At 64.5% G+C, this 24,068-nt stretch carries 1 protein-coding gene (running past one end of the window); it reads left to right on the top strand.

Annotation, left to right across the window (positions count from 1 at the left end; all coding sequences use genetic code 11):
* A protein-coding gene (locus ACN9MU_RS30130; RefSeq protein ID WP_426343866.1) for a LysM peptidoglycan-binding domain-containing protein crosses the window boundary here: on the top strand, window positions 1-24,068 show its 3' portion. Its footprint begins 8,941 nt before the window's first position; 24,068 of the gene's 33,009 nt are visible here — the last part of the coding sequence; the start codon falls outside the window, past its left edge; the stop codon is at window positions 24,066-24,068.

Raw genomic sequence — 24,068 nt, 5'->3', positions numbered from 1 at the left:
TGAGCGTGACCGATGCGCGCGGCAACGTCACCGCCAGCGAGTATGACGCAGCCAACCGCGTGGTGCGCGCGACCGACGCGTTGGGTGGCGTGACCCGCCACAGCTACGACGGAGCCGGCAACCTGGTCGGCAGCATCGACGCCAACGGCGCCAGCACCTCGGCGCAGTACGATGCCGCCAACCGCCTGGTAGTGCAGGTCGACGCGCTGGGCGCGGAAACGCGCTTCGCCTACGATGCCGTGGGCAACCGCGTCTCGGTCATCGACGCCATCGGCGCCGAGAACAAGTTCGCCTATGACGCCAACAACCGCCTGCAGGAGCACACCGACGCGCTGGGCGCGATCGAGAGCTACACCTACGATGCCGTCGGCAACCGCCTGTCGGTCGTGGACCGCAACGGCAACGACAACACCTTCGAATACGACGAGCTGAATCGCCTGGTGGCGCATGCCGACGCCTTGGGCAACGCCAACATCTTCGAGTACGACAATGTCGGCAACCAGTTGCTCGAGCGCGACCGCAACGGCAACGCCACCAGGCGCGCGTTCAACGCGCTGAACCAGCTGGTCTCGGTGACCGATCCGCTGGACGGCGTCACCGCCTACGGCTACGACCAGGTCGGCAATCGCACCTCGGTGGTCGACGCCAACGGCGGCGTAACCGCCTTCGCATACGACGCGCTGAACCGCGTCTCCCTGGTGACCGACCCGCTGGGCTACGAAACCCGCCGCTTCTACGACGCCGTGGGCAACGTGGTGAACCTGACCGACGCCAATGGCCATGCCACCCTGTCGCAGTACGACGCCGGCAACCGCCTGGTCGTCAAGACCGACGCCATGGGCAATGCCAGCCGCTACGCCTACGACGCCGTGGGCCGCCTGCTGGAACAGACCGACGGCAACGACCATACCCGCCGCTACGCATATGACCTGGCTGGCCGCATGGTGAGCAGCACCGACGCGCTGGGCAACACCACCACCATGAGCTACGACGCGGTCGGCAACCAGGTTGCCGTGACCGACGCCAATGGCCACACCAAGCGCAGCAAGTACGATGCCGAACATCGCCTGGTGCGCCAGCAGGATGCGCTGGACAACGGCTTTGATTACGCCTATGACGCAGTGGGCAACCTGCTGGCGCAGACCGACGCCAACGGCAACGTCACGCGCCGCGCCTACGACGCCAACAACCGCCTGCTGCAAGTGATCGACGCCCTGGACGGCGTGACCGCATACGAATACGACAAGGTCGGCAACCGCATCGCGCTCGAGGACGCCAACGGCAACACGACCCGTTACAGTTTCGACGCCAAGAACCGCATGACGTCCAGCCTGAATGCGCTGGGCTTCAGCAACAGCTGGCAATACGACAAGGTGGACAACCGCGTTTCCTCCACCGATGCCAACGGCCACACCACCAGCTACGTCTACGACAAGGACAACCGCCTGACCGGGCTGACCGATCCGCTGGGCTACACCGAAGCCTACGTCTACGACGGCGTCGGCAACCGCACCGGCTTCACCGACAAGAACGGCCACGCCACCAGCTACAGCTACGACGCCGCCGACCGCTTGGTGCAAAGCAAGGATGCCCTCGGCTACACCGAACTGTTCGAGTACGATGGCGCCGGCAACCGCCTGGCCTTTACCGACAAGAACGGCGCCCGTAGCACCTTCAGCTACGACGCTGCCGACCGCCTGCTGGAAGCAAAAGACGCGCTGGGCCACCGCGAGCAGTTCGAGTACGACGCGGTTGGCAATATGCTGGCCCGGAGCGACAAGAACGGCGCCCGCACCACCTTCGGCTACGACGCCGCCAACCGCAAGGTCACGATGGCCGATGCGCTGGGCAAGCAGGAAAGCTATGCCTACGATGCGATGGGCAACTTGCTGAGCACGGTCGACCGCAACGGGCACACCACGCAGCAGGCCTACGACAAGCTGAACCGCGTGGCCAGCCGTACCGACGCGCTGGGCAAGCAGGAAAGCTACGCCTACGACGCAGTCGGCAACCGCCTCTCGGCCACCGACCGCAACGGCCACACCCGCCAGTTCAGCTATGACGCCGGCAACCGCCTGATCGGCAGCCGCGATGCACTGGGCCATCTCGAAGTGTATTCCTACGACGGCGTGGGCAACCGCATCCAGCTGACCGACCGCCACGGCAACAGCACTTACTTCGAATACGACGCCGACGACCGCCTGATCGCGATCCGCAACAGCGTGACCAGCGCCGCCGGCGACATCAAGTGGGTGGTCGATCCCGATATCGAACCGCCGACCGAACCGGAAGAGCCGGAGTTCCCGGAAGAACCGGGCGAACCGGAAGAGCCGCCTCCTGGCGGCTGGCCTCCAATGCTCCGCATGAACAGCCTCGCTGTCTCCAGCGGCGACGATTCCGGCTATGGCTACGGCTATGGCTACGGTTACGGCAGCGGCCATTTCACCGGCTACCAGGACCCTTACACGGTAGAACTGGTGACCCGCTTTGAATATGACGGCGTGGGCAACCGCGTCGCAATGATCGACCGGAACGAAAACCGCACGGAATACAGCTACGACCAGATCAACCGCCTGACCGTCACCAAGGACGCGCTGGGCGGGGAGACCGTCAACGCCTACGACGGCGTGAACCGCACTTCGGTCACCGACGCCAACGGCAACCAGACCAGCTACAGCTACGACGCGGCCGGCCGCATGATTGCAGCGACCGACGCGCTGGGCAAGGCGGAGCAGTACGCCTACGACGACGCCGGCAACCGCACCTCCGTGACCGACCGCAACGGCCACACCACCAGTTTCGCTTACGATGCGGACGGCCGCCTGCTGTCCGTCACCAATGCGCTGGGCGACATGGAGCAATACCAGTACGACGCCGTCGGCAACCGCATTGCCCTGGTCGACCGCAACGGCAAGGCCACCACCTACGCCTACGACGCCAACGACCAGTTGGTCGCCGTCACCAATGCACTGGGCAAGACCGAAAGCTATGCCTACGACGCTGTGGGCAACCGCCTGTCCGTGACCGACCGCAATGGCGGCGTTACCGCCTACGCCTACGACGAGGAAAACCGCGTCGTGACCGTCACCGACGCGCTGGGCAACGTCACCGCCAACGCGTACGACGCCAACGGCAACCTGGTGCGCAGCACCAATGCCAAGGGCCATGCCACCGAATACGAATTCGACCAGCTGAACCGCCTGGTCAAGACCATCTTCGACCGTTTCGACGAGCACTACTGGAACCAGGGCTACGAGCAGACCTACCAGCGCGTGGTATCGACCCGCTACGTGTATGACGGCGTCGGCAACCGCATCACCATGGTCGATGCGGAACAGAACAGCACCAACTACGAGTACGACAAGGTGTACCGACTGACCACGGTCACCGATGCGCTGGGCAACAGCACCAGCTACCAGTATGACGCAGTGGGCAACCGCACCTCGCTGGTCGACGGCAACGGCAACGAAACCCGCTTCAGCTACGACGCCGTCAACCAGCTGGTTGGCACCGTGGACGGCAATGGCAATGCCGACAGCACGACCTACGACGCCGCCGGCAACCGCATCGCCTACACCGACCGCAACGGCCACACCACGCGCTACGAGTTCGACGATGCCGGCCGCCAGCTGCGCACCATCGATGCGCTGGGCAATGTGTCGAGCAGCAGCTATGACGCGGTCGGCAACCGCCTGAGCAACACGGACCGCAACGGCCATGTGACCAAGTACGAATACGATGCACTGGGCCAGCTGCTGCGCCAGACCGACCCGATGGGCGCCACCCAGTCCTTCACCTGGGATGCCGTCGGCAACAAGACGTCGGCCACCAACCAGCTTGGCAGCGTGACCCGCTTCGCCTATGACCTGAACAACCGCCTGGTTGAGCAGACCGATGCGCTGGGCAACAAGGAGAGCTACACCTACGACGTGCTGGGCAACCGCACCAGCACCACGGACCGCAACGGCAACAAGACCAGCTTCGACTACGATGTGCTGAACCGCATGGTCAAGCAGGTCGATGCGCTGGGCAACGCGACCACCCACGCCTACGACACCGTGGGCAACCGCGTCAGCACCACCGATGCGCTGGGGTTCACCACCAGGTACGTCTACGATGCGGTGTACAACCTGGTCGACACGATCGACGCGCTGGACGGTCACACCCGCCAGGAATACGACGCGGTCTACAACCTGACCGCGCGCATCGACGCCAACGGCCACCGCACCCAGTTCCTGTACGACGCCGTCAACCGCCAGGTGGAGAAGGTAGACCCGATGGGCTACTCCACCAAACTCGAGTTCGACGCCGAAGGCAACCGCATTGCGCGCACCGACGGCAACGGCCACACCACGACCTACGAGTACGACGCCGTCAACCGCGTGGTGAAAACCACCGATCCGAAAGGCTATGCGGACAAGGTGGAGTATGACGCCGCCGGCAACCGCACGCGCTACACCGACCGCAACGGGGGCGTCACCACCTTCGAATACGATGCCAGCGACCGCCTGCTGCTGTCCGCCGACCCGCTGGGCCATACGGTGTCCAGCAGCTACGACGCGGCCGGCAACATGCTGCAAACGGTGGACCGCAACGGCAATGTGACCAGGTTCAGCTACGACGCGCTGAGCCAGCTGCTGTCGACCACCGACGCCCTGGGCCATACCGAGAGCTACACCTACGACGCCAACGGCAACCGCACCAGCATCACCGACAAGAACGGCAACGCCACCGAATACCACTTCGATGCGCTGAACCGCGTCGCAACGCTGGTCGACGCGCTGGGCAACAAGGAGAGCTACGCCTACGACGAAGTGGGCAACCGCATCAGCGTGGAGGACAAGAACGGCAACGTATCGGAGTTCCATTACGATGCGCTGCACCGGATGATCCGGGAATACGACGCCAACCGTAATACGACTTACTACTATTACGACGCAGTCGGCAACCGCATCGAGAAGGACGATCCGCTCGGCTACGAGACGTTCTATCACTACGACGCCAACGACCGCCTGGTACGCGAAGAGCACATGATGCATACCCCCGGCTGGGGCGAATCCCTGACGCTGACCAGGGCCGGCGGCGAGGCGATGCTGGTTCCTGGCGCACTGTCCTACGGCGGTGATTGGGAAGAGCCGCACTACGGGCCGCGCCATGTGACCGACTACGGCTACGACGGCGTGGGCAACATCATCTTCGAAGACCGCTACTACGAGCAGATCTGGGGCGGCGAAGAGGGTGGCGGCGTCGACGACATGGAGCTGCACTTCACCATCAACCGCACGTTCGACGAGTGCGACCGCGTGGCGAGCGAATCGCATGGCGGCCTGGCGCCGACCGAATACGAATACGATGCGAACGGCAACATGACCGCTTCCATCGATCCGAACGGCAATGAGACCAGCTTCGCCTATGATGCCGCGAACCGCCGCATCAGCCAGACCTCGGCGCTGGGCAATGTCACGACCTATGCCTACGACGCCAATGCCAACCTGGTCAGCACCACCGATCCGCGCGGCGCGACCACGCTGCAGCGCTGGGACGCACTGAACCGCCTGGTCGGCACTACCGACGCCCTGGGCGGTGTCACCTCGTCCACCTATGACGCGGTTGGCAATGTGCTGAGCCAGACCGACGCAGCCGGCGGCATCACCCAGTACGCCTACGACAAGCTGTATCGCATGGTAGCGAGCACCGACGCGCTGGGTGCCGCCACCACCTTCACCTATGACGCCGTCGGCAACCAGCTGAGCCGCACGCGCCCGAACGGCGCGGTGACCACCTATGCCTACGATGCGATCAACCAGCTGCTGCTGGCCACCGATGCCCTGGGCGGCGAGACGCGCTACGAGTACGACGCCGGCGGCAACCGCACCCGGGTCGAAGATGCGAACGGCCATGTCCGCGAGTACGAATACGATCCGCTGCACCGCATGACCCGCTCGACGCTGCTGCGCGACAACGGCAACTGGGACTACTGGGAGGAACGCGAGCGTTATACCTATAACGCAATCCACCAGGCCAATCTCTATCGCAACTACGACGAAGCCGAGAACAAGGACGGCGGCTACGCCCATGACGCGGCAGGCCGCCTGGTCGGCTACCGCAACGAAGACTGGAGGCGGGTCGAATACCGTTACGACGACGCCGGCAACCGCACCATGGTCACGGATGCGCGCGGCCGCATGACGTCGTACAGCTACGACAAGGAGAACCGCCGCATCGGCAGCACCGACCCGATGGGCTTTGCCACCAGCAGCGAATACGACGCGAACGGCAACATGGTCGCCTCGACCGACGCGCGCGGCAATACCACGCGCTACACCTACGACCTGTTGAACCGCCTGGTCAGCAGCACCGACGCCCTGGGCGGCGTGACGCAGTACCGCTATGACGCCAAGGGCAACCGCATCGGCACCACCGATGCGCTGGGCCGCACCACGGCCAGCGTGTACGACGCCGACAACCGCCTGGTGGAGCAAACCGATGCACGCGGCACGGTGACCCGCTACGCCTACGACGTCAACGGCAACCGTACCAGCACCACCGACGGCGCCGGCAACAGCACTGCCTATGCCTACGATGTACTGGACCGCCTGGTCAAGACCACCGATGCCCTGGGCGGCGCCACCACCTACGGTTACGACAAGGTCGGCAACCTGACCAGCACGACCGACGCCAACGGCCATACCTCGACCAATGCTTACGATGCGGCCGATGACCGCATCAGCCATACCGACGCGCTGGGCAATGTCACCAGGTTCGACGTGCGCGAACACCACCAGGTGTCGCGCGTCACGGATGCCCTCGACAACTGGAAGAGCACCTGGTATGACCAGGTCGGCCGGGTGAGCGGGCACGACAGCACCGATGGCCTGAGCGACAATCTCACGCGCGACAGTAACGGCAACGTGCTGATGCGCACGGACGCGCTGCAGAACGCCACGCGCTACTTCTACGACGACAACAACCGCCTGACGGACAGCGTGTCGGCGCTGGGCTACCTGACCCACTACGAATACGACGAAAACGGCAACATGGTGCGCCAGACCCGCTATGCCAACAAGGTCGACGGCCAGCTGCCGGACCCATGGTGGGGCGACCGCGACAGCTTCCGCATCGACCTGCCGCTGGCCGACGATGCGCACGACCAGGTCACGGCCTACGAATACGACGCGCTGAACCGCCTGGTGCGCAGCGTCGACAGCCTGGGCGGCATTTCGACCCGCGAGTACGACGCGGTCGGCAACCTGGTGCGCGAAGTCAATGCACAGGGCAATGCCGTCAGCTACACCTACGACGAAGGCCACCTGCTGCTGTCCTCAACCGACGTGCTGGGCCAGACCAGCAGCTACAGCTATGACGTGCTGGGTCAGCGCGTTGCCGTGACCGACGTGCTGGGCGGCGTCACCAGGAGCGCCTACGACGCCCTGGGTCGTGTGACGTCCACCACCGATGCCCTGGGCGGCATCAGCGGCAACACCTACGACGCAGTGGGCAACCGCCTGAGCGTTACCGACGCCAACGGCCATACCACCAGCTATGAGTATGATGCCAACAACCGCCAGGTGCTCAGCCGCAGCGCGGAAGGCAACGTCCAGCGCAGCGAATACGACGCGGTCGGCAACCTGGTCAAGGTCACCGATGCCCTGGGCAATGCCACGACCTACCAGTACGACGGCGAACACCGCCTGCTGATGGTCACCGACGCGCTGGGCAACAAGATCCAGCACGCCTACGACAAGAATGGCGACCGCCGCTATACCTATGACGGCACCGGCTCCTACTTCGGCCAGAGCGTCGACGCCGACCGCCGCCTGGTCGAGACCGACTTCCGCGAAGGCAACGAGCGCCAGCAGTCCTATGAGCTCGATGCCTTCGGCAACCGGATCGTCGTCCGCGACGGCAATGGCAACCCTTGCACCTATGCCTACGACAAAGGCAATCGCGTCATCAGCAAGACCGACGCGCTGGGCAATGTCACCACTTACGAGTACGACATCCTGGGCAACCGCACCGCCATGGTCGACGCCAACGGCGCGCGCACCGAGTACAGCTACGATGCCGCCGGCCGCCTGCTGAAGGAGACCGACGCCATGGGCGGCGTGACCACCCACGTCTACGATGCCGCCGGCCAGGAAACCAGCAGCACCGACGCGCTGGGCTTCAGCACGCGCTGGAGCTACGACCTGCTGGGCCGCCTGCTGAAGGAAACCAATGCCCTGGGCGGCGAGACCAGCTACGAGTACGATGCGGTCGGCAACCGCCTGGCGGCGCAGGATGCCGCCGGCGGCCGCACCTTGTTCGCCTACGACGGCGACAACCGCCTGGTCAAGCAGACCGACGCCATGGGCGCTGCTGTGTCGTACGCGTACGATGTGGCCGGCAACCGTGTCGCCATCACCGATGCCCGCGGCAACGTGACGACGCTGGCCTACGATGCCGACAACCGCGTCAGCACCAAGACCGACGCCCTGGGCAATGTGACCAGGTACGGCTACGACGCCAACGGCAGTTGCACCAGCGTCCAGGATGCCCGCGGCAACACGACGAAGTATGGCTACGACAAGTTGAACCGCCGCGTCAGTGTCATCGACGCGCTGGGCAACTACACCGAAACGAGTTACGACGGTGTTGGCAACCTGAGCCAGGTCCGCGATGCCAACCAGAAGTACACGAGCTACTACTACAACCAGGCCGGCGCGCTGGTGCGCACCAAGGACGTTCTCGGCAACGAGGAAAGCTATACGGTGGACGCGGTGGGCAACCGCCTCAGCCGCACCGACGCCAACGGCAACACGACCAGCTACAGCTACGACGCGCTGCGCCGCCAGACCAGCGTCACCGACGCGCTGGGCGGCGTGACCCGCTTCGCGTACGACGCCCTGGGCCACGTGACCAGCCAGACCGACGCCAACGGCAACGTCACGCGCTACAGCTACGACGGCCTGGGCCGTGTCGTGGGCGAGACCGATGCACTGGGCGGCAAGCGCAGCTACGCATACGATGCGCTGGGCAACCTGGTCAAGGAAACCGATGCTGCCGGCAACGCCACCAGCCATACCTATGACGCCGACAACCGCCTGCTGAGCACGACCGACGTGATGGGCGGCGTGACCCGCTACGAGTACGACCAGAACGGCAACCGCCTGCGCACGGTCGACGCGGCCGGCTTCGCAACGCTGGCCAGCTACGATGCGCTGAACCGCCAGGACAGCAGCACCGACGCCTTGGGCAATGTAACCCGCTTCAGCTACGACGGCGTGGGCAACCGCGTCGGCGTGACCGATGCCAACGGCCACACCACCAGCTACGCCTACGACGCCGACAACCGCGTGGCCAGCGTCACCGATGCCCTGGGCCACACCACCTGGTTCACGTACGACAAGCTGGGCAACCGTGCTTCCATGAGGAATACGCGCGGCTTCACCACCTATTACTACTACGACGGCCTCGGCCGTCTCACCCAGCAGGACAGCAGCGGCCACTCCCAGCGCTGGACCTACGACAAGGTCGGCAACACGCTGACGCACGCGGACGGCATCGGTACCTGGAACTACAGCTACGACGCGCTGAACCGCCTGGCCACCAGCACCGATCCGCTGTCCAACGTCACCAGCTACGGCTACGACGCGGTCGGCAACCAGACTTCGGTCACCGACGCCAACGGCCATACCAGCACCGCCACCTTTGACGGCCTGCGCCGCCAGCTGTCCAGCACCAACGCCCTGGGCCAGGCCACCAGCTACGAGTACGACGTGCTGGGCCGCCGCACCGCCACGGTCGACGCGCTGGGCCGCCGCACCGGCTACGCCTACAATGCGCGCGGCGACCTGCTGCAGCAGACCGACGCGCTGGGCCAAAAGACCAGCTTCAGCTACGATGCGGTGGGCAACCGCCTGACCGCCACCAGCACCGCCGGCGCCACCACCGTCTTCGAATACGACGGCAACCGCCGCCTGGTGCTGCAGAAGGACGCCGACGGCGTGCGCACCACCCATGCCTACGATGCGGTGGGCAACGAGACCGAGCGCGTGCTCGGCGCCGGCACCGCGCTGGCTGTGAAGACCAGCTGGACCTACGACGAAAACAACCGCCGTACCAGCGAGACCGACGCGCTCGGCGGCACCACGCGCTATGAGTTCGACGAGGTCGGCAATGTCAGCAAGAAGACCGATGCGCTCGGCCTGGAACGCAACTACGAATACGATTACGCCAACCGCCTGAAGCGCGAGTACGTGATCTGGACCCAGTCCGTCAATTACACTTATGACGCCGCGGGCAACCTGACCGACAAGTCGGATGAACTCGGCAAGCACAACCAGTACCGCTACGATGCCGACGGCCGCCTGGTGGAACACACCGACGCCAATGGTTTCGCCACCAGCTACGGCTACGACGCGGTCGGCAACCAGATCAGCGTGGCGCGCGGCGGCTTCACCACCACCAGCGCCTACGACGCGGCCAACCGCGTGGTGTCGACGGTGGACGGCAACGGCTGGCGCACCGATTTCGTCAACGACGCGGTCGGCAACGTGCTGGAGCAGCACCAGCAGATCGACTTGGCCGGCACCACGGCCAAGACCAGCTATTACTACGATGCGCTGAACCGGCAAGTGGCCGAGCGCAGCGCTGCCGGCCAACTGAGCACGCAGCGTTACGACGCGGCCGGCAACGTGGTGTCCTCGACGCGCTACGGCCAGGCCGTAGCGCTGCCGGCCAACGGCGCGCTGCCGCAAGCGGCGGCGGGCGACGCGGGCCGCACCACGTCCGCTTCGTTCGACATCATGGGCCGCATGCTGTCCAGCACTGGCGTCGATGGCAGCGTGACCAGTTTCGCCTATGACCTGCTGGGCCACCGCGTCCAGGTGGCGGAATTCGCCGGAACGGCGAACGAGCGCGCCACCAGCTACAGCTACGACCTGCTGGGCCGCAAGACCTCCGAAACCGACGCGATCGGCAAGCGCACCGAGTTCACCTACGACAGCATGGGCAACCTGCTGAGCGCCAGCGAAGGCGCCGGCACGCCGGAGGTGCGCGTCACGCGCTACGAGTACGACTTCATGCACCGCCTGGCGCTGGAGGTCAATCCTTTGGGCCAGCGCACGCAGCGCGGCTATGATGCGGTCGGCAACCTGGTGGTGGAAAGCACCGTGTCGGACGACCTGACGCAGGCGCGGACCAGGCACTTCCAGTACGACGGCAACCGCCAGCTGATCAGGACCTCCAACGACGGCTTCCGCGATGAGTCGACGACCATGGAGTACGATGCCTTCGGCAACCGTAACAGGATCACTACCAGCAACGCCGGCCAGTCGCACAGCACGCAGTACCACTACGATGCGGACAAGCGCGTCGACAGCAGCACCGACGGCAGCGGCAACGTCACGCAGTTCCGCTACGACGGCGCCGGCAACCTGGTGGAGACGGTGGAAGCGGCCGGTGTCGCCGGCAGCGAACGCCATACCCGCTACGCCTACGACCTGGACGGCCGCCTGACCAGCGTCACCGACCCGATGGGCTTCACCACCAGCTACCAGCTGGACGGCTACGGCAACCGCGTGCGCATCACCGACGCCGAAGGCCGCAGCACCGTGCAGACCTTCGACGTCAAGGATCGCCTGCTGACCGCGCTCGACGCGGCCGGCGCGCTGACCACCCAGGCCTGGAACATCGACGGCAAGCTGACCTCCAGCACGCTGTCGCGTGCCGATGGCAGCGACGCGCGCAGCACCCGCAGCCAGTACGACATCATGGGCCGCCTGGTGTCCAGCACCGACCAGTTGGGCTATACCGCCACGGCCAGCTACGACCTGTTCGGCAACCGCATTGCCGCCGTCAGCGGCCAATACCTGCTGCAGCCTGGCGATGCCGGCTACGACGCAGCGCTGGCGGCACATGCCCGTCCGGCCGAAGTCAAGCTGGCCTACGACGCGCTGAACCGCGTGGTGGCGGCGACCGACGCCATGGGCATGGTGACCACCACGGCCTACGACCATTTCGGCAACCGCCGCGCTGTCACGGCGGGCGCCGGCACTGCTGCCGCGCGCACCACGCTTTACAGCTACGATTCCGAAGGCCGCCTGCGCCGCACCGAATCGCCGGAAGGCGCCGTGGTGACCTACGAGTATGGCAGCGCCCAGCTGGACAAGCCAACCCAGGAAACCCACGAAAACCGCTTCGGCGCCGCGACCACCAAGCTGTATGCCTACGACGGCAACGGCCGCGTCATCAGCGAAACGGAAGGCGGCGTCACCACCAGCCATACCTACGATGCAGCGGGCAACGAAGCCGCCACCAGCGCCGGCGGCGCCGGCGTGCGCCATGAGTTCGACCTGGACGGCCGCGAAACGGCCCTCATTGACGGCGAAGGCAACCGCACCGAGTACACCTATGACAAGGTGGGCAACCGCATCAGCGCCAAGGATGGCCTGGGCAACGTCACCACCAACTGGTACGACCAGGGCAACCGCCTGGTGGCCACGGTCGACGCCATGGGCTACCTGAGCAAGATCACCTACGACCTCGCGGGCAACCGCCTGGCGGTGACCCAGTTCGCCAACGCCTGGCACGGCGCCCTCGATCCGGCCCAGCCGCCGGCCGTGGCGGCCAGCGCCATGGACCGCGTGCAGCTGGCCGAGTACGACCTGGCGAACCGCCAGACCCTGCTGGCCACGCCGGACGGTTTCCGCACCAGCTACGTGCTGGATGCCGCGGGCAACCGCCTGCAGCAGGTGGAGCATGCCGGCACTGCTTCGGCGCGCACCACCGACTACGCCTACGACAAGGGCAACCGCCTGCTGCGCCAGGCCGGCTTCGACGGCGGCGTGACCACCTATGCCTACGACATCGTGGGCAACCAGGTGCAGCAGTCGCTGGCCTATGCCGGCGAGCCGGTGCGCGTGACCAATTACGGCTACGACCTGGACAACCGCCGCACCAGCACCGTGTTCGACCCGAACGGCCTGCGCGTGGCCCAGTCCAGCAAGTACGACGACCTGGGCAACGTGATCGAAACCACCGACGGCGAAGGCCGCCGCAGCAGCTACGAGTACAACGGCAATGGCCGCCTGGCCTTCGTGCGCGACGGCATGGGCGGAGTCGTGCAGTCCTATACCTACGACGCGGCCGGCAACGTGGCCACCGAATCGGGCAAGGAAGGCCTCAAGACCTACACCTATGACCGCAACAACCGCCGCATCACTGCAACCGTGGCGGCGACCCAGCAGTTCTCCATCGCCAACGGCAGCAGCTTCGGCACCGCACAGTCCACCGTGCGCTACGACTCGCTGGGCAACGTGGTACAGGTGACGGATGCCAACGGCCTGCCGACCACCAGCTATTACGACGCCAAGGGCCGCATGGTGGCCCAGATCGACGGCGACAACGTGCTGCATGAATTCGAGTACGACGGCTTCGGCAACCAGGTTGCCGAGCGCCTGTACATGACGCGCCTGGCCGCCGCCGCCCACAACCCGGCGCAGCGTCCGGCCGCGCCGGCAGGCGAAGTGCGCCTCTACAAGTACGAGCACGACATCAACGGCCGCGTACTGCGCACCGTCTACCCGCAGGTCAGCCTGGGCAGCCTGTCCAACACGGCCGGCAACGACCCGACCGTGAATACGGCCATGGTGACGCCGGAAGAACATAACGCCTATGACGCCTGGGGCAACCTGGTGCAGAACGACGGCATCGACGGCGGCCACACCTTCAGCTACCGCGACGCGCTGGGCCGCCTGACGGCGCAAGTCGACTCCATGGGCTACCTGACCCAGTTCGACTACGACAAGAGCGGCAACGTGCTGCAGAAGCGCGTCTACGCCACCCCGCTGGCGACGGCGGGCCTGAGCGCCGCCAGCGTCCCGGCGGCGCCGGCCGGCAAGGTGGCCGTGACCAGCTACAAATACGACCTGGCCAACCGCCTGCTCGAACAGCGCGATCCGGCCGTGGAAGTGACCGACCCGGCCACCAACACCGTGTCGCTGCAGGCGCGCGTGACCAGCTACACCTATGACAAGGCCGGCAATGTGCTGGCCAAGACCATGGCAGCCGGCACGGCGCAGCAAGCGGTCGAGTACTACTACTACGACAGCCGCAACCGCATGATCGGCAGCATCGACAGCCATCGCGGCCTGTCGCTGTTCAACTACGACGCCCAGGGCCGCATGACGCGCAGCGTGCACTTCGCGCGCCCTGTGGCGGACGGCGTCAACGCCAGCGCCCTGGCCAACAACTACGGCGCCCTGCTGGGCGTGGTCTCCAGCGACCCGGCCGACCAGGCTTCGCTGTATTCCTACGATGCGCGCGGCCGCCTGGCGACCCAGGACGACGCCCTGGGCGGCGTCTCGGTCAGCGCCACCGGCGACACGCTGAACGTGGGCTACAACGGCTATACCCGCCGCAGCTACCAGTACGATGCAGTGGGCAACCGCAGCTGGGTGCAGGACCAGGACGGCTTCGCCGTCAAGAGCGCCTTCGACGGCATGGGCCGCACCGTGCAGGTGCAGCAGCCGGACGGCAGCGGCAGCCGCCAGTTCTACGATGCCGCCGGCAATGTGGTGTTCCGCTACACCGGCGAAATGAAGAACCAGGCGATTCCGGCCAGCGACATCAAGCTCAGCGTCGATGGCAACGACCTGGCGCTGGACTACAACACCGGCGCCAGCGGCATGGCGTCCTACGTGGTGTGGGACACCGTCTCGCACGCCGATGCGGCCAGCTACGCCAACCGCACCGAGACCAGCACCAACCTGCAAGCGGGCTCCGGCCACGCCGCGCTGCCACGCCCGGCAGCGGGCACCACGCTGTACTACCGCGTCGTCACGCAGGACGTGGCGGGCAACTGCGTGTACACCGGCGAGAGCAAGGTGGTGATGCCGCCTGCCGTGGACGACGTGCAGGTCAGCCGTCCTGATGCCAATACCATGCGCGTGCGCGTCAAGTTCGGCGCCGGCAGCCAGTCGCCGACCCTGTTCTACGGCCCGCATGGCGGCGCCAACACGGCCAGCCCGATGGTGCTGGCTGGCGACGGCTATTACGAAACCACCCTGCCGGTCAACGGCGACCCTGGCCAGCTGGGCTTCCGCCTGCAATGGCAGGATGCCGCCGGCGTGCAGTTCAGCACCGGCGAGAAATCCTTCCAGGCGCCGGGCCAGCGCGTGGGCACCAGCACTTCGCTGAACGAATCCGTGCAGCCGGGCGGCGTGATGCTGAACATGGGCCTGTCAGTCAACGGCGGCGGCCTGGCGTTCAACCTGTACGTGGCCAAGTGGCGCGTGCAGGGCAGCGACCGTCCGTTCTCGCAGAACGGTTCCACCAACGGCGCGATGGCCATTGGCGCCGATGCGCCGCTGGCCGTGGGCCAGGCTTACGAGATCGAGATCACCGGCATTACCGCCGACGGCCGCGAGGTCGTGCTCGAGCACCTGGTCTACACCCCGACCGGCGAAGCGGGCAAGTCCAGCCAGTACAACGCCTCCACCTGGGAGGCGCCGGCGGCCGGCACCGACCAGCTGGTCATCGTGCAGGGCCAGCCGGTCGTGGCGGAGCGCTACGCAGGCCGCATGCTGGTGCACACCAGCGGCAGCCCAAGCGGCGCCACCGCGGTCTACTACGCCAACCGCGTGCTGGCCAGCCACACCACCTCCACCACTTCCAGCGAATGGAAGGAATGGGTGGTCTCGGCCGACGCGCAAGGCAAGGACACCAGCCATTGGGAACAACGCGGCTACAACCTGGCCTTCAACACCACGCTGCATCCGAGCGAAGCAGCGCTGGTGACGGGCGGCCTGCACCTGTCGTGGCGCAGCACCGGCAGCGGCAACGGCGTGGCCTTCGACAACGACGAGTTGATGCAGGACCTGGGCAACGGCCAGTACAACCACACCGTGGCGAAGATTCCGCTGCCGGCCAAGTCGCTGGACTACAAGGTCTGGTACCTGGACGCGCAAGGCCGCGAAGTGATCGTCGACTGGAACCGTGCGGCGGACGACGCCAACACCCTGCATAGCGGCGAGTCCTACATCGTCCTGGCGGGCGAAGACGGCGGCAGCATCAGCGGCGCCACCATGAGCGCCGGCACCTACGTCGGCCCATTGAGCAATGCCGACTTCCTGCAGGGCATGCAGCTGGCCAGCGAGGAAACCGGCCTGGCCGGCGGCGCGCTCGATGCGGTGGCCAGCGACAGCGGCTACTTCAGCGAAACGCGCTACAACGCGCTCAATGCCAAGATCGCCTCGACCGAGAACGATGGCATCTGGCGCGAGTACGACGTCGATGCCGCCGGCCATGCGGTTGCCACCCATACCCTGGGCAAGAAGGGCAACGTCAACGGGACCGTGTCGTACTCGCAGTACGACCTGCGCGGCAACGAGCTGACCAAGTGGGATGTCGCCTTCGTGGTATCCGGCGAGGGCAGCGCACGCCGTCCGGTCACCCGTTCCAGCTACGATTTCCTGAACAACCTGGTGTCGCGCACCGATGCTGCAGGCAATACCAGCACCCGCGAATACGACGTGCAGGGCACCCTGCTGCGCCAGACCGACGCGCTGGGCCACAGCAAGTCCTTCAGCTACGACAACCTGGGCCGCGAAATTGCGGTCACCGATGAACGCGGCTTCACCAGCACGTCGCGCTATGACAGCCATGGCAACCGTGTCGAGCAGACCGACGGCGGCGGCGTGGTGACCAGGTACGGCTACGATGCACTGGGCCGCATCACGTCCCTGACCGACGGCGTGGGCCAGACCACGCCTATCGTCTACGACGCGCAGGGCCGCGTGGTGCGCCAGGGCTTCAACCAGTTCGGCTACGACGGCCGCGGCAACCGCACCGCCTCGTACGACTTGAACAACCCGTCCGGCCACCGCATCGAGATGCGTTACGACGGCCTGGGCCGCGTGCAGTCCGTGACCCAATGGCGCCGTGTCAACGGCAGCTCGGTGGACATCGCCACCACCAGCTACCGCAGCTACGACGTATTCGGCAACCTGATCGCGGAAACCGACGGCAACGGCAAGACCAAGCAAAGCCAGTTCGGCGGCTTTGCCCAGCTGCGCCGCGCGATCGACGAAGACGGCCGCGTCACCAGCTACACCTACGACGACTTCGGCCGCGAAACTTCGCAGACCAGCGTCAGCGGCAAGAATATCCGCCGCGCCTACGACGAGGCCGGCCACCTGGTCGAGATCCTCGACCTGGCCACCGGCGTGCGCACCACTTACGGCTACGACATCATGGGCCAGCGCGTGAAAGAGGAGACCACCGGCGTGGTCGACTTCGAAAGCGCCACCCATAACCGCATGCTGGCCTACCGCTTCGATGAACTGGGCCGCATGACGTACTGGAAGGACAGCGTCACCGGCCTGGAAGAAACCATCAGCTACGACGAAGTGGGCAACCAGGTGCGGGTGCAAGGCAATGGCGGCGGCACCAGCGTCGACCATGGCACCGACTTCGATGGTGCAGGCCGCGTCATCGCGCTGCGCAACAGCAATGCCGTGGTGGGCCATTACACCTACGACGCCGCAGGCCGCCGCAGCACCTACACGGCCGGCGGTGTGGTGACCACCTACACCTACGACGACCATAACCGTCCTGCCACGGCGCTCAGCGTCAAGCAGCCCGATGCCTACGCCGTGAGCGAAAGCGACCTGCGCTTCACCGATCACGAAGACGACATGGGCAATCCGGTCTACACCAGCGTGACGGTACGCGAGGCGCTGCAGGCGATTGCCATCGTCCAGTACCGCGATGCGAACCGCTGGGCCAAGATCGCGCAGGACAACGGCATTGTCGATTTCGATGCCGATGCCTTTGCGACCCTGAGCGGCCGTACCCTGCAGCTGTCGCGCGACGAAGAGCTGATCTGGCAATACGACGTTGCAGGCAACAACACGCTGTTCATCGAGAAGCGCGATGGCGTGACCTGGTCCACTGCGACCAAGACCTACGACCAGTCGAACGGCAACCTGACCAGCAACACCAACACGCTCAAGAAGCTCGACTTTGATCCGAACGCGCTGCCGATCACCGGCCACCTGTTCGACCTGCGCCGCATGAGCGCAGCGGAAGCCATCCACAAGGGCTACAGCCCGGCCGGATGGGTCAAGACCGAGAGCGAAAGCCAGGAACTCTCGCAGCAGTACAACGCGGCGGGAAAGGTCAGCAAGACCACCATGCGCACGGTGACGCCGAAGTCGACCAAGACTTACCAGTACACCTACGACTACTACGGCGATGGCCGCGAGCGGTCGATCCGCGCCTTCGGCGATGCCAGCGGCAACGCGACCTTCACCTACAACGCCAACGACAAGCTGGTGATGATGAACCAGGGCCGCGGCGATGGCCAGGACCGTGACGAGATCTCCCGTTACGTCTACGACAACGACGACCACATCGTCGCCAAGTGGCACGACAACGGCAAGGACGGCGCGCGCGACCGCATCGACTATGTCTACGCCCAGGGCAATCCGGTGGCCGAAACCGGCACCGCGATCCAGGGCGGCGCGTACACCGCGATCGATACCAAGAACTACGCCCTGTTCGAGAACTACGGCAAGGACTTCCCGGGCGGCGCGACCTCCAGCTACACCGTCAAGGGCGGCGAAACGCTGCAGGGCATTGCCAACACCTTGTGGGGCAACCCAGGCCAGTGGTACGTGCTGGCCGAGGCCAACGGCCTGTCCGGCACCGAGGAGCTGAAGGCTGGCCAAGTGCTGGTGGTGCCGTCCAACGGCAAGTCCGAGCCGATCACCTCGCAGACCCACAAGACCTACAACGAGAACGAGATCGTCGGCAGCAAGCTGCCGAACCTGAAGTCGCCACCGCCGAAAGGCAAGAAGTGCGGCGGCTTCCTGCAGATCCTGGTGATCATCGTTGCCATCGTGGTGACGATCTACACCGCGGGTGCGGCAGCTGGCCTGATGGGCGCGTCGCTGTCGGCGACTGCCAGCGCAACCACCTTCAGCGCCGGCCTGGCCGTGCTGGGCGGTGCTGGCGGCATGGCCGGCCTGGGCGCGGCCATGATCGGTGGCGCCATCGGCTCTATCGTCAGCCAGGGCGTTGGCATGGCGGTCGGCATTCAGGAACACTTCAGCTGGAAGAGCGTGGCCATGAGCGCTATCGGCTCCGGCGTGGCAGCCGGCATCGGCGGCACAGGCGTGTTCAACCTGACGCCGTCCACCGCGATCAATACCGGCCTGACGGCAATGGCATCGAACGTGGCAACGCAGGGCATCAGCATCGCCTTCGGCCAGCAGAAGAACTTCAACTGGCGCTCGGTGGCTGCATCCGGCGTCGCAGCGGCCGCCAGCTCGGCGGTCGGCGACCTGCTGAAGAACGTTGATATCGCCGGCAGCGATGCCGCCAACGAGTTCCTGCGTAAGACTGCCAAGTCTGTGACATCCAGCGTGACCACCCAACTGGTCGAAACCGGCAAGGTTGACTGGCGTTCGGTGGCAATCACCGAGGTGGGCAACTACATCAATTCGAAGGTCAACGAGAAATGGAGTACCGGCCTGTCGAATGTGCTGGCCGAGTCCGTAGTGGGCGCCGGCCTGGCAAGGCTGCGCCATCAGGATCCGCTGGCTGGCGCCATCGGCGGCGCGGTGGGCAGCATCGTCGGCCAGATGTCGCGCAGCGCATTTGCTGCGGTGGGCATCAACGCCGAAGAGGTTACGGCCGAGGGACAATTCGCCAGCTCGCGCGGCGTGGTCAATGCAGACGGCAAGATCGCAGGCACCGACATCAAGTTGCCTTGGGAGGTCGCCGGCCCAGACGGCCAACGCCTGGACAGCAACAACCTCCACAACAGCATTTTCACCGGCCAGGGCTTCAGCAGCAGCAACATCCTGGAGAACATTGTTACAGCAGTCGGTTCCGGCCTGGGCAGCGCGTTCGCGCAATGGGCGGGTCGCGATACCCGCGCAGCAGCCTCCGCAGGTGGTGGTGCGGCATCGCGCGCCTACCAGACGGACATCAAGGAGGGGACTGCAGCTGCGTTTGATAAGCTAGTCGCGGCTGACAAAGCGAAGAAAGATGCGGCGACGCAAGCGGCGAAACCTGCCAAACCGACGGTCTATAACAATCAGGCGGCCCTGTACGGTCCTACCCAGGAAGAGTTGGAGCTCGGTCAGTTGGGCTTGGCTGGGCTGCCTGGCTATATGAAGCCCGGCGCCGGTCTCAATGGCGTCCCGGCTGCGGACGTGGTAACACCTGGCGTGGATCAGCAGGCGCCACAGGGCCCAGACGCGGAAGGCACGCCACAAGCGGCAGCGCAAGAAGTCGACAAGAGCAAGATGGGCGATGATGCTTTGAAAAAAGCGCTCTCGCTTCGAAAAGAGCATCCGAACTGGACACCTGCACAAGTTGCCGAAGCAGCAAATGCATGGGGCAGGGAGGTCCTCAAACGAGAAGACGACCTGTTCACGGTGCACAAGGTTGAGCGCGGCGACACGGCGCTCGGCTTGGCTGGCGAAGCTTATGGCAAGGAAAATACCCGTGCCGGTTACGCCCTCGATACCGTGCTGAACGGTGCCCGCGGCAAGCAGGCCTGGGAGCTGAAGGAAGGCAAGGACACGCTGATGATGGCGCGTGATGTTGCGGAATCGCTGTTTAGCGATGAAGACACTCGCAAGCAATTTAGCCGCTATGCCGGCCAGATGATCGCCGGCGAAAGTGCAATTCGCATTCAAGCCCAGATCCTGGCCGAGGAGAAGCGACAGCGTGACCTGAACGCAACGAAAACCCAGCAAGTGCAGCAGGCAGCCCCTGCTCAGCAAGCGCAGTCTCAGGCTCCGGTCGCACAGCCGCGCGCCGAAATCCGGGCAGACTACAGCGCTGCCGATGCCACGGCTGTCGAGCATAACGCGGCCGTGAACGGCGCGCTGCGCGAGCAGGACAATGCCACTAACTTCGGCTCCTACCTGTATTACGGCCTGAAAGCGAAGGTAGTCGATGCGGCCTACACCGTCAAAGGCACCGCGCAGACGGCGTATGCCGACGGCGCGCAGAAAGTGGAGGTGGCGAAACGATATGTCGGCGATACGGCCACGCTGGCCGCCGCCAACTATGTCGACGTCGCTTCCAAAGTGGTACATGCAGGTGAAACCGCAGTCGCAGCATGGAACGGCGAGAAAGCCGAACGTCGCGGCAGCGCCATGCTGGACCAGTTTGTCGATACGTTGCTGGTGAAATCTGGCAACGATCGTAGCGTCCTGTTGACGAATGCCGCACCGCAAATACTTGAGGCCGGCTTGACCAAGGTGCAGGAAGGCCTGGACTACTCGATCAAGAGCAGCACCCGCGCCGCTCTGGATGTCACGCGGGCGATCGATGCGGTGACCGGCAGCGACCTCTCGAGCAGCATGAAGCAGGTGGCTGATTATGCGGAAAAATCGAAGAGCCCAGTGGCCGACCTGATGCAAAACCTCAGCGATGCGAGGGATGCAGGCGTCAAACAGTTGTACACATGGGCTGATCAGGCGGGCGACAAGTCGCCTTTGCTGGGTACTGCGATCTACACGTTAGCCAAGGTGACTGACGTGGCAAGCGACGCCACGATCGGCAGTGCACGCCTGGCCGTCGATGGCGATTACCGCCATGAGAAAGTGGAGCAGTTCGAGAAGCTGGAAGCGGTGCAGTCCACGACGCACCTGTTTGTTCAGGGCGTGCGTACTGCGGTGAACAATGCAGCCAGCGGCGCGATGGTCCTGGCCGGCGGCGTCGTTGCCGCAACCGGCAATACGGAGATGGCCGACAACATCTTCGGCGCAGCCACCGATTTGCGCAATGACGAGCGGTTCCAGCCGATCCGCCAGGATAGTTACGCAAAAGGAGTTCATATGGCCGGCAGTATTGCGGTCACCGTGGCGACGATTCCGACAGGTATTGGAGGCATCGGCTTTGGTGCCCTGCAGTCAGTCAATTCCGCCAGCACCAAGATCGAGCATGGCGCGTCGACTGAAAGCGCCCTGGCTAGCGTCGGTATCGATCTGGCTGCCATCGCTATTGGTGGTGGCTTGAACGCCACGGCTGCCGGCAGGATGGCGCGGCAAGGTGCTCCGCTCGGCGGCGCCATTGGCCGCGCAGAACAGGCCATTGGCCGCCTGATGGAGGGCGAAGGCCGACTTGCCAGCTCGCTGAATGCTCTCTCCGGGGATAAAGTCCAGGCCCTGGCAGGACTGGGGGTGGATGTAGCCGCTATGGGAGCGAAGGATGAACTGACGGCAAACGACGTGGCGGCCAGTGCGGGCTTCAATGCCCTGGGAACCATCTTGGCTGGTCGCCGCGGGCTGCATGTACCGGAAGGTCCTGCACCACGGACCGCGCATGCGGATGCTGCGCCGGATGTCTATGTAGGACGTTCGCAATCGGCGGAGGCAGATATTCCTGTCGGCTCTGCGCCACGTATAGAGCCGACGATGCCATCCCGCGTTTCGTCCGACGATTTGTTGTCGGCGTTGCCTCAGCGTCAATTGATCGAACGTCAGGCCGGTATCGCAGGACGTCGTGAGGCAGTCGCTGTTCAGGAGTCGGTGAAATTGTCTGGTTCGAGCAGTGAGTCGTTGCCACGTGTAGCGGAGCATGGTGCTTCAGTGAACAACATGGCTAAGCACGAAGCAGAAATTGTACGCCGCACGACCGCCGAAACGGTGAATGCCGAGATGGAAGCGGCGGGCATGCAGCCGGCGTGGATGAAGGGCACAGAAGTAGTCGAGCGAATCGATCCGGCCGGTACCCAGTACCGCCAGGTTGTAAGCCAGGGTCAAGCCGATGCATTGCAACGTGGCGTGCCGGCTGCGGGCAAGTGGGCCACCCGCGATCCAATTCCAAGTCAAGAATTTGCGCGTAACGACTTGGCTATTCTTAAACAGTTCAAGGACGATGTGTCTATTGAAATGACCTACGAGTCGACACAGCCCCATCACGTCCGCGACGGTGTAGTGGGGCCACTCGAAAGAGCGCCTGGTGGTGCTGGACAGGTTCAGTTCTTGGGAGAGAAGAATTTCAAAGTACTTAGTTCGCGTGAGTTGCCAGTGCACTCGCCAGTGGAACCTCCGCGGTCCGGTGCTGGCAACAGGGAAATGGATCTATTGGCGCAAGGACATGGCGACGATACTTTCGTTGGTCCTCGCAAGACTGCATTTACGGAGGACGAGATAGCGTATTACCGCAAAAAGTCACCCAACGATGCGGGACGCGATTATGTAAATACAGGAACCGGGCCGAAAGTTGATCCGGTTTATGGTTACCCAGTAACTCGCTTCCAGGCCGACCATATCATTGCATTCGACAGTATTATTCGTAGGCCGGGATTGTCAGAACTGCCGCCTGCACAGGTTCTTGAGGTTATTAACCTTAAAGAGAACTTGATGGGACTTGGAGCGTCGACCAATACGTCGAAGCAGGATAAGACTTGGGGTGAGTGGCCAGGGCATTCGAGGCTGGGGCCGGTTCCTGACGACGTCCGAAGTGCGATGTTGGCGCGGGAAGCCGCGGCTAGCACAGCAATTGACGACGCTATCTCGTCTCGCCTTGCGGCATACCGGGGAACTGTCGGCCCCGATCTGACAGCACAAGCTGGAGGCCGGCCTGGTACGCACTTTGAACGCACGGAAGGCCTCGGGAGCCATGCTTCGATCGCAGATCTGCGCGCCTCTGGTGCCCTGCCGGGAACAGAAGGCGTAATTGTTACCGATCGCACGGTTCGCTTTGGCGATATTTATGAACTGGGCACGTTAGGTGGCCGCAAGGTAGAATTCTCCCTGACGACGGAGCGCGTAGACGGAAAGCTAGTTAAGAAACTGTATAGCGGTGATGCTTGGACTAGCGCCGTGCCGCGTGATTCGCGTTTAATTGGCCATGTCCACCCGAATGAAACACCGACCCAGCAATGGCCGTCAACGCAAGACATGAATACTGTTAATGCTCGTTATTTCAGGGAAGTTGAGGTCGAACCTACTGCGCGACCAACACCGTCGCGCATTTTCTGGGGACCGGGCGATACGGACAACACGATTTTCTACCCAGGTTACGGCAAAGATCCGCATTCTGGCAAAGGAGGCTAA

The organism is Pseudoduganella sp. R-32, from assembly GCF_049913245.1.
Classification (GTDB): Bacteria; Pseudomonadota; Gammaproteobacteria; order Burkholderiales; family Burkholderiaceae_D; genus Rugamonas.
The sequence above is the reverse complement of the archived record's forward strand: the minus strand, read 5'-3'. Positions and strand labels throughout refer to the sequence as shown.